This window comes from Bifidobacterium ramosum (assembly GCF_009299505.1).
GTDB lineage: Bacteria > Actinomycetota > Actinomycetes > Actinomycetales > Bifidobacteriaceae > Bifidobacterium > Bifidobacterium ramosum.
This window is the reverse complement of record NZ_WBSM01000001.1, coordinates 194,173-209,417: the sequence shown is the minus strand read 5'-3', so window position 1 is coordinate 209,417 and position 15,245 is coordinate 194,173. Positions and strand designations below refer to the sequence as shown.

General features: G+C 67.6%; 9 protein-coding genes and 1 other RNA gene. All 10 read right to left on the bottom strand.

The features are described 5' to 3' along the window. Positions 1 to 201: 201 nt before the first annotated feature. The 10 genes from DSM100688_RS00790 to DSM100688_RS00745 all read right to left on the bottom strand — a co-directional run bounded on the left by DSM100688_RS00790 (position 202) and on the right by DSM100688_RS00745 (position 15,236). Positions 202 to 3,348, bottom strand: coding sequence for an alpha-mannosidase (locus DSM100688_RS00790; RefSeq protein ID WP_152357275.1), 3,147 nt, complete (start codon positions 3,346 to 3,348; stop codon positions 202 to 204). Positions 3,349 to 3,732: 384 nt separating this feature from the next. Then, positions 3,733 to 4,129: a transfer-messenger RNA gene (gene ssrA, locus DSM100688_RS00785) on the bottom strand. A 350-nt stretch (positions 4,130 to 4,479) separates the two neighbouring features. Further along, entirely contained in the window at positions 4,480 to 5,670 is a 1,191-nt protein-coding gene (locus DSM100688_RS00780; RefSeq protein WP_152357274.1) for a cell division protein FtsQ/DivIB, read from the bottom strand. Next, positions 5,670 to 7,304, bottom strand: coding sequence for a UDP-N-acetylmuramate--L-alanine ligase (murC, locus tag DSM100688_RS00775; protein WP_152357625.1), 1,635 nt, complete (start codon positions 7,302 to 7,304; stop codon positions 5,670 to 5,672). Before murC ends, DSM100688_RS00780 begins: the two co-directional genes overlap by 1 nt. A gap of 39 nt (positions 7,305 to 7,343) precedes the next feature. Further along, positions 7,344 to 8,513, bottom strand: a complete 1,170-nt coding sequence (locus tag DSM100688_RS00770; protein WP_152357273.1) for a UDP-N-acetylglucosamine--N-acetylmuramyl-(pentapeptide) pyrophosphoryl-undecaprenol N-acetylglucosamine transferase — start codon at positions 8,511 to 8,513, stop codon at positions 7,344 to 7,346. A gap of 114 nt (positions 8,514 to 8,627) precedes the next feature. Then, positions 8,628 to 9,815, bottom strand: a complete 1,188-nt coding sequence (gene ftsW / locus DSM100688_RS00765) for a putative lipid II flippase FtsW (protein WP_152357624.1) — start codon at positions 9,813 to 9,815, stop codon at positions 8,628 to 8,630. 193 nt (positions 9,816 to 10,008) lie between these two features. Then, positions 10,009 to 11,448: a UDP-N-acetylmuramoyl-L-alanine--D-glutamate ligase gene (gene murD / locus DSM100688_RS00760; RefSeq protein ID WP_204316608.1), complete on the bottom strand. Its 1,440-nt coding sequence runs from the start codon at positions 11,446 to 11,448 to the stop codon at positions 10,009 to 10,011. A 78-nt stretch (positions 11,449 to 11,526) separates the two neighbouring features. After that, positions 11,527 to 12,627 carry a phospho-N-acetylmuramoyl-pentapeptide-transferase gene (gene mraY / locus DSM100688_RS00755; protein ID WP_152357271.1) on the bottom strand — a complete coding sequence of 367 codons (1,101 nt, stop codon included), beginning with the start codon at positions 12,625 to 12,627 and terminating at the stop codon, positions 11,527 to 11,529. Between the two features lie 70 nt (positions 12,628 to 12,697). After that, positions 12,698 to 14,242 carry a UDP-N-acetylmuramoyl-tripeptide--D-alanyl-D-alanine ligase gene (locus DSM100688_RS00750; RefSeq protein ID WP_152357623.1) on the bottom strand — a complete coding sequence of 515 codons (1,545 nt, stop codon included), beginning with the start codon at positions 14,240 to 14,242 and terminating at the stop codon, positions 12,698 to 12,700. A gap of 97 nt (positions 14,243 to 14,339) precedes the next feature. Further along, entirely contained in the window at positions 14,340 to 15,236 is an 897-nt protein-coding gene (locus tag DSM100688_RS00745) for a UDP-N-acetylmuramyl peptide synthase (RefSeq protein ID WP_152357270.1), read from the bottom strand. Positions 15,237 to 15,245: the final 9 nt, after the last annotated feature.

Genomic DNA, 15,245 nt, shown 5'->3' with positions numbered 1-15,245 from the left:
CGATACCCCACCTACTGATATGCAAAGGCGCGCGGGATGGTTTTGTGACATCCCGCGCGCCTTGTTGCATACGCGGCATAGCGAGCACGATACGACATGCACGCCATACGCAAACGACGGTGCCTTCCGGGGAAATTCCCGGAAGGCACCGTCGTTATGAGGAGGAGGAAATCATATGCATGTCATCGGATCATAGGCAGCTCACTTCACGGTCCGAGTGATGCGCAGCGTCGCGAGCTGGAACGGGCCGAAGTGCAGCGTCGCGCCATCGGCCGACTGTCCGGGTTCGCCGACGAGCGCGGTCGGCAGATCGGCGGCGATCTCGTCGCCTTCGAGCACGTTCGTCTCACGCACCGCGGCGTCGCGCAGCACGTCGGCGACGTGCAGCGTCGCGTCGGCCCGGCCGCCGGCCGTCTCGTACGCGCGGACGATGAGGTCACCGGAACCGTCGTCGGCCGGCTTCATCCAGTCGATCACGACCGTGCCGCGCGTCACGTCGAGCGACGCGAGCGGCGCGATCGCGGGCGCGTCGCGCAGCACCGGCGCGTTGAGCGTGCAGGCCGCGTCGATCGTGCGTTCCAGCGTCGCGTCGGCGACCACGGACCAGTCGAAGACGTGCCGCCCCTGATCGGTGCGCGGGTCGGGGTACGTGGGCGCGCTCAGCAGCGACAGCCGGAACATGGTGCCGTTGCCGATGCCTTGCGCCGCGTCGCCGTTGATCGGCGCGGCGTCGGAGCCGTAGATCGACCCGTTGACAACCGCGGCCGCGTAGCCGGCCTCGCGCAGGATGGCGAACCGGTTGGTGTCGTTCTCGAACTTCGCTTCGTCGGACGCGCTGTTCTTGACGATCGGCCGTTCGATCAGACCGTACTGGCAGTCGTAGGTCGCACGGTCGGCGACGATCGACAGCGGCAGGTCGACCTTGAGGAAGCGCTCCTTGATATGCCAGTCGATGTCGGCGTGGAAGTCGAGTTGACGCGAGCCCGGGCGCAACGTGACCGTCGTGCCGATCGTCGTGTCGCCTTCGCCGGCGCGCACGCTCACGGACGCCGCGCCGGCGCCGTCGACCGTCTGGCCGACGATCTCGCCGGTCAGACCATGCCCCAGCAGCAGGGATTCACGTTCGATCTCCCAGGCGTCCCACACGGCCGGCTCGTCCTTCATGAGCTCGTAGCGACCGAGTCTCGTGCCGGACGGTACCAGCTCACGGCCGGCCGTCTCGTCGACGAGCGACGAGACAGTGCCGTCCGGTTCGACGATCGCGGTCAGCAGACCGTTGGCGAGACGCACGCGGCCATCGGCCAGCGTGTCGACGGTGGACGGCTGCGCGGCCGACACCGTCTTGGCTACGGACGTCGGACGCACCTGCCACGACGCGCCGTCGGCGCGGTACTGGCTGATACGCGCCTCGGACAGCACGTCGGCGGTCGGGTCAACCTTGCGCAGCACGGCGCAGAAGTCCTCGGCGAGCTCGGCGAGCCGCTTGAGGTCGCGCGCATAGTTCTCACGCGCCTCACGATGCACCCACGCGATGCCGGAACCGGGCAGGACGTCGTGGAACTGGTCGAGCAGCAGCGTCGTCCAGATACGGTCCATCTCCTCGGTCGGATAGACGAACGTCGGATCGGCGATCGTGGCAGCCGCGCCGAGATACTCGACCGTGCGCAGCAGCGACTCCTCCGCACGGCAGCCGCGCTTCATGTCCTGCTGCGAGGTGAGCGTGCCACGATGCAGTTCGAGGTACAGCTCGCCCTTGTATTCGGGCATCTCCGGGCCGGCGTTCTGCGTGAGCTGCTCGTGCGCCTTGCGGAAGAACTCGTTTGGGCTTTCGACGGTCACACGGGACACGCCCTCGAGGTTCTCATAGCGGTGCAGGTGCTCCATCATGTCGCGCGTGGGGCCGCCGCCTCCGTCGCCGAAGCCGAAGAGCAGCAGCGAACGGTCGGCGAGATCCTTGTCGCGGAAGTTCTTCTCGGCGTAGTCGAGCTCCTTGACCTCGCACCATGCGGAGTACGTATCGGACGGCGGGAAGTGCGTGAAGATCGGCGTGCCGTCGATGCCGCGCCACAGGAACGAATGATGCGGGAACTTGGTGGTGTCGTTCCACGAGATCTTCTGCGTGAGGAACCACTCGTAGCCGGCGCGGCGGGCGATCTGCGGCCAGGCGCCGGTGTAGCCGAAGCTGTCCGGCAGCCAGATGCCCTTGGGCTCGACGCCGAGATGTTCCTTGAAGTAGCGCTTGCCGTAGCTGATCTGGCGGATGAGCGATTCGCCGGCGGGCAGCATGCCGTCGGATTCGACCCACATGCCGCCGACCGGGATGAACCTGCCCTCCCGGATGCGTTCGAGCATGCGCGCGAAGATGTCGGGATGGTCCTGCTCAAGCCAGGCGTACTGCTGGGCGGAGCTCATCGCGTATTGGTAGTCGGGGTCGGCGTCCATGAGCGCGAGCGCGTTCGACACCGTGCGGGCGACCTTGCGGCGGGTTTCGCGCACCGGCCACAGCCACGCGGAGTCGATGTGCGCGTGGCCGATGGCGCTCACGTTCATCGCGGAGGCGTTGGCCGGCTTGCCGAGCACGCCGGCGAGTGCAGCGCGCGCCTCGACGACGGAATCGGGATGCTGCTCGTCGAAGACGTTGAGCGAACGCTGCAGGGCCTTGGCGAGCTGCCAGTAGCGCGGCGACTCCTTGTCGGCCCGCTCCATGAGCTGACGGACGACGTCGAGGTCGACGGCGTAGTCTTCGTACCGCTGGTCGAAGATGGTCAGATCGGCCGACTTGAACACGTACGGCTCGTCCGGGGTGCCGGTGGCGTGGTCGCCGAGTTCGGTTTCGACGAACGGCGGCACGCCGAGCAGCAGCGGGTTGCTGGCCGCCTCCAGATACACGGTGAACGTGCCGTCGTCGGCGACCGGCACCTGCGTGACGTCGTCGGCATTCATGAACGGCACCCAGGTGTTGAGCGGGTGCACGGCCTTGATGACGGTGCCGTCGGGGCGGTAGACGAGGCCTTCGATATGGCCGCCGCAGGAGTGCGGGTACCAGCCGAGGTCGAGGACCAGCTCGAGCGGGCGGCCGTGGCGATCGAGGTCGGCGGGGATGCGCCCGGTCAGGCGAAACCAGACGGTGCCCCAAGTGGTGCCCCACTCATGGCCGAGCGTGAACGGATGGAAGTCGATGTCGCCGGCGGCGAGTTTGGCGAAGAACTCGGCGCTGGGCATGGGCTCGCCGGGGATGTCGAACGCTTCGACGGCGAGGCCGGCCACGACCGGGTGGATGTGCGGGGCGACGCGCTGGCGGAGCACACGTGTGCACCGCTCGAGCTGCGCTTCTGGTTTGAGATACATGACGGGTCGTCTACTCCTTTGTCGTTGTGGCATTGTGGCGAGCCGGTACCTCATCGTATCGCCCGGCCGCCGCTGCACGCTCGTTCACACGCCATTACTAAAGCGCTTTAGTATCATGATGGCGGAGACTGTCTCGAATGTCAAGCGGCATACGATTTCGCGTGTGTCATCTGTGTCATCACGGGCAGCGAGACACCCTCTCCGCACTTCGCCTCAAGCCTCCGCTCCTCTCCCTCTTTCTCCTCTCAGCGGACATACAGCCGATTTGGCACACCAAATCGGCTGTATGTCCGCTGAGAGGAGAAAGGACTTCCGCGTTGAGCAGTGCCGCGGAACGACGAAGGGCGCCGCTCCTTTCACGGAACGACGCCCTTCGTTGATGTCTGGTGGAGTCGCGGGGAATTGAACCCCGGTCCGGTAACCGTACCCTCAGTCTTCTACGTGCGTAGTCTGCTGGCCGTTTGGCAGTTTTTCTGCCCCCGTCTATGTCGCAGACAACGGACGGCGGGCATATTCGCAGTTAAAGTCCCGATGCAGCCCTGCAACGCAGCTGCATCAGCAAGTCTTCTTAACGACGCTCAGCATCCTCCCAAAGACGAGGAGGAGTGAACGGAGCGGCTGCTCACTGGTTAATCCTGGCGCGAAGCTCAGGCAGCGAGAGCGAACTCAGTGCGGTTAGATTTAGCACTTATTCTTTTGCCGGGGGCATCCACGAGCGGACCCGGCGTTCTCGGCACGCTTCCCTGCGACGAACAGGTCACCGTCGAAACCGATCGACCCCAATCTTGAATTATCAAGCATCCGTTTGCACGGACATTTCAATATACCGCCGATCATGAGCGCTGTCAACCCGTTCACCTCGCTCGCCCGCACCGCTCCCCCTCAACGGACATCCAGCCGATTTCGCATACCGAATCGGCTGTATGTCCGTTGGGATATGGGGCCGGATACTTGTGGCGGACGCATTTCCCTAGGACAGACGCGCTTCCTTGGGACAGACGCGCCTCCCCTTCCTCGACCCCGCTTCTTCAACCGCTTCTTCAACCGCTTCTTTAACGGACATACAGCCGATTGCACATACCAAATCGGCTGGATGTCCGTTGAGTTGAGAAGCGAGGGCGTCGGCAGCCGCTACTTGATGATGGGACGCGAGGGGGCGGAGACGTCGACCTGCGTCTTGTCGCCGATCACCTTCGGATCGCCCAGGATCTTGTCGACGATGGCCTGCTTGAGCTCGAGATCCGAGGAGTCGCCCCAGACCACCACGTGCTCGCCGCCGTTGAGCTCCGTGGTGATGGAGTCCTGCGTGGCGGCGGTGACCTTGGTGATGCTCGCGCGCATCGAGTCGGGCAGACTGCCGAGGATGGTCAGAGCCTCCTTGACGGCCGCGCTGCCCAACGCACTGTCGACGTTGCGCACCTGGATAACCGGGATGCCGTCGGTCGACGCGCCGCCCACCTTGTTGAGCACGCGCGCCTTGCTGTCGACCGCCACCATCTGACTGCCGGAGTCCTTGAGCATCGCGGCCGGCTGCTGCGCCTTCACGCTGACCGACAGCCCGTCCGGGAACCGCTTGGATACGCTGGCCTCGGTGACGCCGGGGATGTTCGTCAGCTGCGCGACGACGTCGTGCGACGAGACGAGCAGCAGCGATTTGCCCGACTGCTTGTCGGCGATGGCGAGGATCTGGCTGCGGCTCACCCATTCGTTGCCGCCGCTCACGCTGATGTTCGCCGTTTCGAGACGAAACACGGTCGAGAAGAACAGCAGCCATATCAACGCCACCGCGACGCCGAGCGCGGCGACGCCGGCGGCCACGCGCACCGCGATGATGCGCGCGTTGGCCCTGCGATGCTCCTTGAGCCGGGCGCTGAAATCCACGACCTTCGGCCGCGTGGGGATGCCGAGCGTACCTGCTGTCTCGCGCAGCGTTTTGGACACGACGTCCTCGCTGGGCATGCGTCGCGCATCCACGAAGCCCTCGCGGATCGCCGTGCCGTTGCGGCGGGCGCCCGTCCGATCGTTGCCGCCATGACGCGCACCGGCACGTTCTCCCGCCGACGAGACGGTACGCGCGGTATGCGAACGCTGACGTTCGGCGATCGTCGTGTCGTCGCCGGACGATGGACCGGCGGCGCCGGCAGTCCCGGACGCCGTACGTGAACGCGCGGTGCGCGACGAGCGCGACGTCCGGGTCCGCCGCGTGCCATCCGCACCGGAGGCGCCGTCCGCACGACGAACGTCATGCGAGGCGACCTCGCGCGCCACATCGTGCGATCCGCCATGCGGCTCGTCGGATGAACTGACGATCCTGCGACCCATCAGCATCCGTCCGTTGCGCCGCTCGCGGCATCATCAGTACCAATACCAGCAGCAGCGACGCCGGCGACATCGGACGTGACGACCGTGTCCCCGTCGCCGGTCGGGCAGTCGAACCGATGCGCGGCGAGCGCATGCAGCAGCACGTCGCCCATCGCCGTGATGTCGCCCGCCCCGACGGTGAAGATCACGTCGCCGTGGTGCGCGCGCATGGCGAGCATCTGCGCGGCCGTGCGCATGTCGTCGACGGCCGAGATCCAATGGTCCGCCGGCTCGTGCGGCAGTCCTGCGGCCGCGTCCACGATGGTGCGCGCGGTGATGTCCGGGAAGTCCTCCTGCTTTTCGCGCGCCGGGAAGATGCCGGTGATGATCACGTCGTCGGCCTTGGCGAGCGCTTCGGCGAACTCGCGGGCGAAGAACTTCGTGCGCGAGAACAGATGCGGCTGGAACAGCACGTGCAGCGTCGAGCCCGGGTAGCGGCGGCGTGCGGCGTCGAGCAGCGCGGCGATCTCGGTCGGATGGTGGGCGTAGTCGTCGACGACGGTGACCTGCGCGACGGTGCCGCGGATCTGGAAACGCCGCGCCGCGCCGAGGAAGGTGCCGACCGCCGTGGCCGCGGCCTGCGGATCCATGCCAAGCAGGACGGCCGTGACGATGGCTGCGGTGGCGTTGCGCGCGTTGTGGATGCCGGGGACGATCAGGCTGACCGGCAGCCGCAGCCCGTCGCCGCCGACGATGGCCGCCGGCAGGTCGATGGCGAACCGTTCCGCACCGCTGCCCGCATGCTCGCTTTCGGAGGCGATGCGCACGAACGTCGCGCCGTTGAGGTCGCCGATCTGTGCGGCGTCCCGGGTCGAGTAGGCGATGACGCGCGCCGCGACGGCCGGGTCGAGCGCACGCAGCACGGTGAGCGCGCCTTCGTCGTCCACGCACATCACCACGTGCGCCTGGGCGTGGCCGGCGTGCTCGACGAATGCGGCGTGATAGTTGGCCGCGGTGCCGTAATGGTCGAGGTGATCGGGTTCGGCGTTGGTGATGACGGCGATGGTCGGACGGTATTTTTCGAAGCTGCCGTCGGACTCGTCGGCCTCGGCGACAAGCACGTCGCCTTTGCCGGCGTGGCCGCCGTCGATCGTCCGGCCGTCCGGCCCCTGGATGGAGCCGCCGATCGCGTAGCTCGGATCGGCGAGCGCGCCGGTACCGGCGTGGGTGAGCACATGGGCGATCATCGAACTGGTGGTGGTCTTGCCGTGCGCGCCGGCGACGGTCACGGCGCGTCGGCCGTTCATGAGCAGCGCGAGGATGTCGCTGCGGTGCACGATATGTGCGCCGGCCTGGTGCGCGGCGACGATTTCGGGATTGTCCGGCTTGATGGCGCTGGAGTAGACGACCGTGGACGCGCCGGCGACGTTTTCGGCGCGCTGGCCGAATGCGACGGCGATGCCGAGCGAGGCGAGGCGGTCGGTTTTGGCGCTGCGTTCGCGGTCGGATCCGTCGACCTCGACGCCCTGTTCATGCAGCATTTCGGCGAGCACGCTCATGCCCGCTCCCCCGATGCCGATGAAATGCGTGCGGCCGAGGCCGTGCACCGTGTCGTCCGCGCCGAACGCGGCGTGCGTGGGGTCGAGGACGGCCATGTCGTCCTGGTTGATATCGCTCAACGGTATGCTCCTTTGTTATTTCGCCAGTTCCAGCACCTTGCGGGCCATGATGTCGGCCGCGTCGCGGATGCCGTAATTCCAAGCTTTTTCGCCGAACTGCCGCAGTTTGATCGGATCGGCCAGCAGCGTGGGCACGTGTTCGCGGATCCATGCCGGCGTGCAGTCGCGGTCGGCGACCATGAGTCCGCCGCCCGCTGCGACGACCGGCTGCGCATTGAACCGCTGTTCGCCGTTGCCGATCGGCAGCGGCACGTAGACGGCGGGCAGGCCGAGCGCGGCGAGTTCGGACACGGAGCCGGCACCGGCGCGGCAGATCACGAGCGCGGCGCAGGCGAATGCGAGATCGATGCGTTCGAGGTATTCGGCGACGTGGTAGTCGCCGCCGGTGGCCTGGTCGAACAGTCCGGACAAGGCCGATGCACCGGCCTGTTCGGCGACGGTGGCGCGCACTTCGTCGATCTTGCCGCGGCCGGTCAGGTGGATGACCTGCGCATGTTTGAGCAGGTCGGCTGCGGCGCCGGACACGGCACGGTTGAGGCTCAACGCGCCGAGCGAACCGCCGGTGACGAGCACGAGCGGTCGGGTCGGGTCGACGCCGAGCGTGGCCGCGGCCTCGTCGCGTACGGCGACGCGGTCGGCGCTGAACCGTGTGCACAGGTCGGCGATGGCGGGGCGCAACGGCAGGCCGACGCGTTCGATGGGCGCGCCGTTGCGGGATTTCAGCCCGGTGTTCTCATAGGCGGTGCCGATGAAGTCGGCCCAGCGTGCACCGAGCTTGTTGGCCATGCCGGCGCGGGCGTTCTGCTCGTGGATGGCGATCGGAATGCCCATCCGGTGCGCCGCCGCGTACACGGGCGCGGACGCGTAACCGCCGAATCCGACGACCACGTCGGCCTGCCGACGCGTAAGAATATCGTGGACTTTCGCGGTCTCGCGCTTCCAGCGGCCGGGGAACCGCAGCGCGTCGAGGTTGGGGCGGCGTGGGAACGGCACCTTCTCGATGGTGTCGATCTCGTATCCGGCGGCCGGCACGAGATCGTGCTCCAGACCGACGGCCGTGCCGATGACGCTGACCTTGGCTTGCGGGTCGATGCGGCCGATCGCCGCGGCCACGGCGAGCAGCGGATTGACGTGGCCGGCGGTGCCGCCGCCGGCCAGAACGATATGACGAACTCCAGTACTCATAACACCTCAGCTTAGTTCACGGACGCAACGTCGCCGGCTTACGGATGCAACGTCGCCTGCTCACGGACACGGCGTCGAACGCGACCGCACGCCGTTCCGCTCCGATCGATCGTCCTAGTCCAATCGTCCTTCGGCACGGACCTGCGGGTGCGACCGCATGATCGCGACCGCGACGCCGGCCGCGCACAGGCACATCAGCATCGACGATCCGCCGGCGGACACGAACGGCATCGGCACGCCGAGCACCGGGAAGATGCCGACGACCACGCCGATGTTCACCAGCGCCTGACCGACCAGCCAGACGGCGACGCACACGAGCGACGTCGCAAAGCACCGGTCGTCCAGCTGCATGGCGACGCTGATCAGGCACCAGCCGATCACGACGAACAGGAGGATCACGATGGCCGCGCCGATGAATCCGGTCTCCTCGCCGATGATCGCGAAGATGAAGTCGTTGTGCGCCTCGGGCAGGTAGTTCCATTTCTCGCGCGAGTTGCCGAGTCCCACGCCGAGCAGCCCGCCGGATGCCAGCGCGTATTTGGCATGCGTGGACTGGAAGCATACGCCTTGCGTGTCGGTGCATTCCTGATATGCGGCAAGCACGCGGTTGAGACGGTTGGGGCTGCTGATGACCAGCACGGCGACGACCGCGCCGAGCGCGCCGGCGAGCATCGCCATGTACCGTAGCGGGAAACCGCTGATCAGGAACGCGACGACGCCGATGAACACGAGGATCATGGCCGTGCCGAGATCCTTGCCGAGCATGACCAGTCCCAATGCCGCCACGTACATGCCGCCCGGCACCGCGTACGCCTTGAGCCCGTCGCGCGGATACGCCTTGGCGGACCGGTGCAGTGCGATCGGCAGCCACAGGCACAGCGCGAGCTTGGTCACCTCGGCGGGCTGCATCGAGAATCCTCCGATGGCGATCCAACCGTTGTTGCCGGTGGTTTCGCTGCCGACGCCAAGCGGCGTCAGCGTCAGCATCTGCAATACCAGCGAGCCGATCATGACGCCGCCGGCGACATGCCGGTAGAACTTCACGCTTCGCCGTGCCAGAAATGCCGCGCAGATCAGGCCGACGCCGCAGTACAGTCCCTGGTTGAGACCACGCTGCCACGGTTTGAGGCCGCTGGCGACCAGCGTGACGGTCGAACTCGAGAACACCATGATCACGCCGAAGCAGCACAGTACCAGCACCGCGCCGATGAACCCGTGGTAGCACCACAGCGGGTTGACCAGCGAACGGATGCCGGTGAAACCGGCGAAACCGGTACGGCCCGGTCCGTCGGCAGCCGGCATGGTCGGCGTGGGGCTGGCCGTGGCGCCTCGGGTCGGGCGCGCTCCGCCGGACACGGATCGGCGCGACGTCGCCTTGGCGGTCGGCTTGTCAGTCGATCGAGCGGCCGATCCGCCGGCCGTCCGATCACCGGTCTTCGCCGTGCCGGCACGCCGCGCGGAGCCGATACTGATGCGGCCGCCGCGTCGTTTCGGATCAGCGCCCGCCATGCACGCTCGCCCAACGGGTCGCCGCGGCCGCGAACTGATCGCCGCGGTCGGCATACGACTTGAACTGGTCCATCGACGCGCAGGCCGGGGCCATGAGCACCACGTCGCCGGCCGTGGCGTACGTGCCGGCGGCGTCGACCGCACGCGCCATGACGGTGTCGTTCTCGGCCGGGTCGATGACGGTCAGCGGGATGTCCGGCGCGCTGGCCGCGAACGCGTCGAGCATGGGCTGCTGGTCCTTGCCGATGATGACGGCGGCCTTGATGGTGTGCGCCTGATCGGCCACGAGCCGTTCGAAGCGGCTGCCCTTGGCGAGGCCGCCTGCGATCCAAACGACGGACTTCGGACCGAAGCTGCTCAGTGACGCGTTGGCCGCGTGCGCATTGGTGGCCTTGGAATCGTCGACGAAGCGCACCGTGCCGCCGTCGGCCAGCGACGCGGTGGCGACGGTCTGGATGCGGTGGCCGCCGGGTGCGAAACCCTGCAGCGCGCGCACGGCGGTGTCGCGGTCGGCGCCGTAGCCGAGCGCGAGGGCCAGCGCGGTGAGCGCGTCGGCGAGCAGATGCGGGTAGACGGTGCCGTCCGGTTCGGTCAGATGCGTGAATTCGGCGACCGGCGCGATGCGTTCCTCCTCGCCGGGCGCGGCGCCGGCGACGCCGCTCATATCGACGATCCAGCCGTCCTTCACGCCGATCTGGCCGGCGGTCGGCTCATGCAGCGTGAAGCCGACCTTACGGCAGCCCGGCGCGGTCTCGGCCGCGGCCGCGAGCCCGGAGACGCGCGCGTCGTCGGCGTTGTAGACGAGCGTGCGGGTGACGCCGTGGAAGACCTTGGCCTTGTCGGCGGCGTAGTTGTCGATGCCACCGTGCCAGTCGAGGTGGTCGTCGGCGATGTTGGTGATGACCGCGCAGTCGAGCGCCAGCGAATACGTGAAGTGCAGCTGGAAGGAGCTCAATTCGACGCACAGCACGTCGTGTTCCGGTTCGACGGCGGCATGGGAGACGGATTTGCCGATGTTGCCGACCGCGGGAGCGTCGAGGCCGCATGCGGTGAGCATCTCGGAGGTCATTTCGGTGGTGGACGTCTTGCCGTTGGTGCCGGTGATGCCGATCCAGCCGGCGTGTGCGCCCTTGCCGTCGCGGTCGGCACGCAGCATCCAGGCGAGTTCGACCTCGCTGATCACCGGGATGCCGCGGCGCTGCGCCTCGAGGATGAACGGGGTGCGCGGGTTGAACACCGGCGACGTGCACACGAGATCGACATGCTCCCAGTCGACGTCGTCGAACGAATGCAGGTCGGCGTGCTCGTTGCGTTCGTCCACGCTGAACGCCTTCGCCGCGCGCGTGCGCAGCACCTCCATCATGCCTCGGCCGGACACGCCGAGCCCGGCCACCATCACCGTTTTGTCATGCAGTTCCATATCCATCCTCGATTCGTTCGTTCCCGACACACGCACGGCATGCCGGCCGATCGCAGCGCGCACGGCCTCGGCCGCGGCCATCCGTCACAGCAGGCCGGAGCGCGCGACCCAATCGCCGTAGAAAATCATAAGTCCGCACAGCACGAACAGCAGTTCGACCATCCAGAAGCGCACCACGACCTTCGTCTCGGTCCAGCCGCACAGCTCGAAGTGGTGGTGGATCGGCGCCATCTTGAACACGCGCTTGTGCGTCATCTTGAACGAGCCGACCTGGATCACGTCGCTCATGGCCTCGATCACGTACAGTCCGCCGAGGATCACGGCGAGGAATTCGGTATGCGTGGCGATCGACATCGCGGCGAACAGGCCGCCGAGCGCGAGCGAACCGGTGTCGCCCATGAAGATCGTGGCCGGGTTCGAGTTGTACCACAGGAACCCGAAGCAGGCGACGGCCGCGCACACGGCGATGATGGTCAGGTCGAGCGGGTCGGACACCGCGTACGAGAAGCCCTGGTGCGTGCCGCCCTTGATGTGGTAGGACTCCCAGAACGCGATCATCGCGTAGCCGGCGAACGAGATCATCGACGAGCCGGCCGCCAAGCCGTCAAGCCCGTCGGTGAGGTTCACCGCGTTCGTCCACGCGGCCATGAGGAAGTTCACCCAGACGACGAACAGGATGATCGACACGAGCCGGCCGGCGAATTCGAAGCTGAAGAACGGCGTCTCGATGAAGCTCATGCCGGCCTGCGCGCTCGGGAAGCCCGATTTGGTGGGGATGATGAGCGCGAGCACCGCGTAGATCGTGGCGAGGATGAACTGGCCGATGAACTTGCCGGCGACGGTCAGGCCCTCGTTCTGCTTCTTGCGGACCTTCGCGAAGTCGTCGACGAAGCCGAGGCAGCCCATCGAGAACATGGCGAACAGCACGAGCACGGCCGACCACGACGGCACGCTGCCCGAGTTGACGTAGCGGTACAGCGCGGAGGCGGCCCAGCCGAGCAGCACCGCGAAGTTGATGACCACGCCGCCGAGCGTGGGCGTGCCGCGTTTGATCTGATGCGATTTCGGCCCGTCCTGGCGGATGTACTGCCCGTAGTGCAGCTTGTGGACCAGACGGATCAGCATCGGTGTGCCGATCATGGTGACGATCAGCGACACCAGCATGCCGATGATGAGTGCGATCATGGTTTCCTCTCCCGGTTCGACTCTTCGAAGACTCCGTGTGTTCTATTTCCGGACGCCGTCTCGGCTCGGCTCAGACGCCGGCCGGCGCCCACCGCGACGCCAGCGCGCTCAGGCCGGAGGCGTGCGATCCCTTGAGCAGCACGACCGGTTCGCGCCCGTGCGCGTCCGCCGCGAGCCGCATGACCAGCGCGTCGGCCTCGTCGGCCGTGTGCGCCCAGTCGATCGACGGGGCGTCGGTCCCGCCGCGGGCCTGCCGTGCGCCGTCGGCCAGCGCACCGGCGAGCTCGTCGAGATGCGGGTCGACGCCGCCGACCGCGATGACGGCGTCCGCACCGACGTTGACCGCGTAACGGCCCATGTCGCGGTGCAGCCGGTCCTCGTCGCCGCCCAGTTCGAGCATCGCGCCGAGCACGGCGATGCGGAACGGCTGCGGGTCCTCCCCCGCGTGCCATGCGGCCAGGCCGTCGAGACCGGCGCGCATCGAGTCCGGGTTGGCGTTGAACGAATCGTCGATCAGTGTGAAGGTCGCGTCGCCGCGGCTGACCGTGGAGACGGCCATGCGATGCGCGCTGATGTGGTTTTGCGCGGCGAGGAGCTCGGCGACGCGCGCGAGCGGCATGCCGAAGTACAGGGCGACGCTGGACGCGGCCAGCGCGTTCATGACGTTGTGTCGTCCGCGGATGCCGAGCGTGACCGACGTCGTCTTGGTCGTCTCATGACGTGCGGCGGCGTCCGTCACGGCATCGTCCGTCGAGGCCGTGTCCGTCACGGACAGCGTGAAGCGCGGACGTCCGGTGTCGTCCTGCGTGATGTCGCCGGCGGTAAGCGTCGTGCCGGACACGTCGGCGACGGCGTCCGTGACGCCGAACCAGCGCACCGCGCCGGGCGCGAGCGCCGCCATCGCGGCGACGTGCGGATCGTCGGCGTTGAGGACGCTCACGCCGCCGGGCAGCAGGCCCTGCACGATTTCGCTTTTGGCCTGCGCGATGCGTTCGACCGAGCCGAACTCGCCCAGATGCGCGCAGCCGACCTTGAGCACCACGGCCACGTCGGGCGGCGCGATGGTGGTCAGGCGCGCGATTTCGCCGATGTGGCTCGCACCCATTTCGGCCACGAAGAAGCGCGTGCCGGCGTTGACCTTGAGCGCGGTGAGCGGCAGGCCGATCTCGTTGTTGAACGAGCCGATCGGCGCGACGGTCGGGCCCATGTCGCCGAGCAGCGCGGCGAGCAGGTCCTTCGTGGTGGTCTTGCCGACCGAGCCGGTGATGCCGACGATGGAGAACGGCGTGCCGAGCGCGCGGCGGCGCGCGATGTTGTGCTTGGCGAGCAGGCCGAGCGCGTCGACCGTATCGCTCACCACGATCTGCGCGAGCGGCGCGTCGACCTCATGATCGACCAGTGCGCACGCGGCGCCCTTCGCCGCCACGTCGGCAAGGAAGGCGTGGCCGTCCACGCGCTCGCCCTTGATCGCGACGAACACGGTGCCCGTCGTCGCCTGCCGCGAGTCGCTCACGGCGCCGGTCGCCACCGGCCGATCCGTCGCGACGCCCTGCGGCACCCGTACGAGCGTGCCGCCGACCGCGTGCGCGATCTCCTCAAGCGACATCGGCATCATCGTTTCGGTATTCACTGTCGTTCCTCGTTCCTCATCACTCGTGGTTGTCCACGTTCGTCGATCGTTCGTCTGCTCGTCTGTTCGTCAGCCGCCGCGGTCACCGGCTCAGATCATGGCTGACCCGCAGGGCGTTCCTGATGTTGCTGCGGCGCACGCCGGCCGCCATCACCATGGCGATCGCCAGCGACGCCCGTTTGACGTCGGCCATGCCCTCGTCCCCTTCGACCGGGAACTGCATGGCGGTCTGGTCGGATTCCGCGGTGCGGCCGACCAGATGGGTCTGCTTGTCCATCACGAAGCCGTACCGTCCGCAGGCCGCGCGGCCAAGATCATGCTTGCGCGGGTCGCTGTCCATGCCGTCGACGCCGAGCACGTCCACGTTCACGCCGCTCAGCGCGCCGGAACGGAACGTCGCCTCGTCGAGCGCGACGATCACCGCGGCCGCGCCGTCCTCCTGGCAGACGGCCAGCGCGCGCTGCACGTCAAGGATGCCGAGCGGATAGTCGAGTTGCAGCCGGCGTTCCAGCGACTGCGAGCCGGCGGCGTCGATCACGGAGACCGGATTGCCGAGCATGTGCAGCAGCCGCGCGACGCGCCTGACGTTCGCGTGGATGGCGTCGGCGTCGCCTCCGGTCACGGCGAACACGGCGAGCATGCTCGACGGGGAGCCGGCCATGTCCGCGGCGATCGCCCCGAGCTGCCGGTCGTCGAGATCACCGACGAGCAGCGGGATCTCGCAGGCGGCGCATGCGGCGCGCATCGTCGGCGGGATCACCGCGGCGTACGCGCCGCGTTCCTGCGCCTGTTCGATCATGTTCGCATCGACGCCGTCACGCGGCACGAACAGCGCGCCCGGCGCGACCGACCGCACGTCGTCGGCGAGCGACGTGACCGTCACGTTGGCCGTGAACGGCGGCACGAGTCCGCATCCGTAATGTTCCGACAGATATCCCAACGTCATCCGACGCGCGACCGACTCACTGACCGCACTCATCACGCCGCC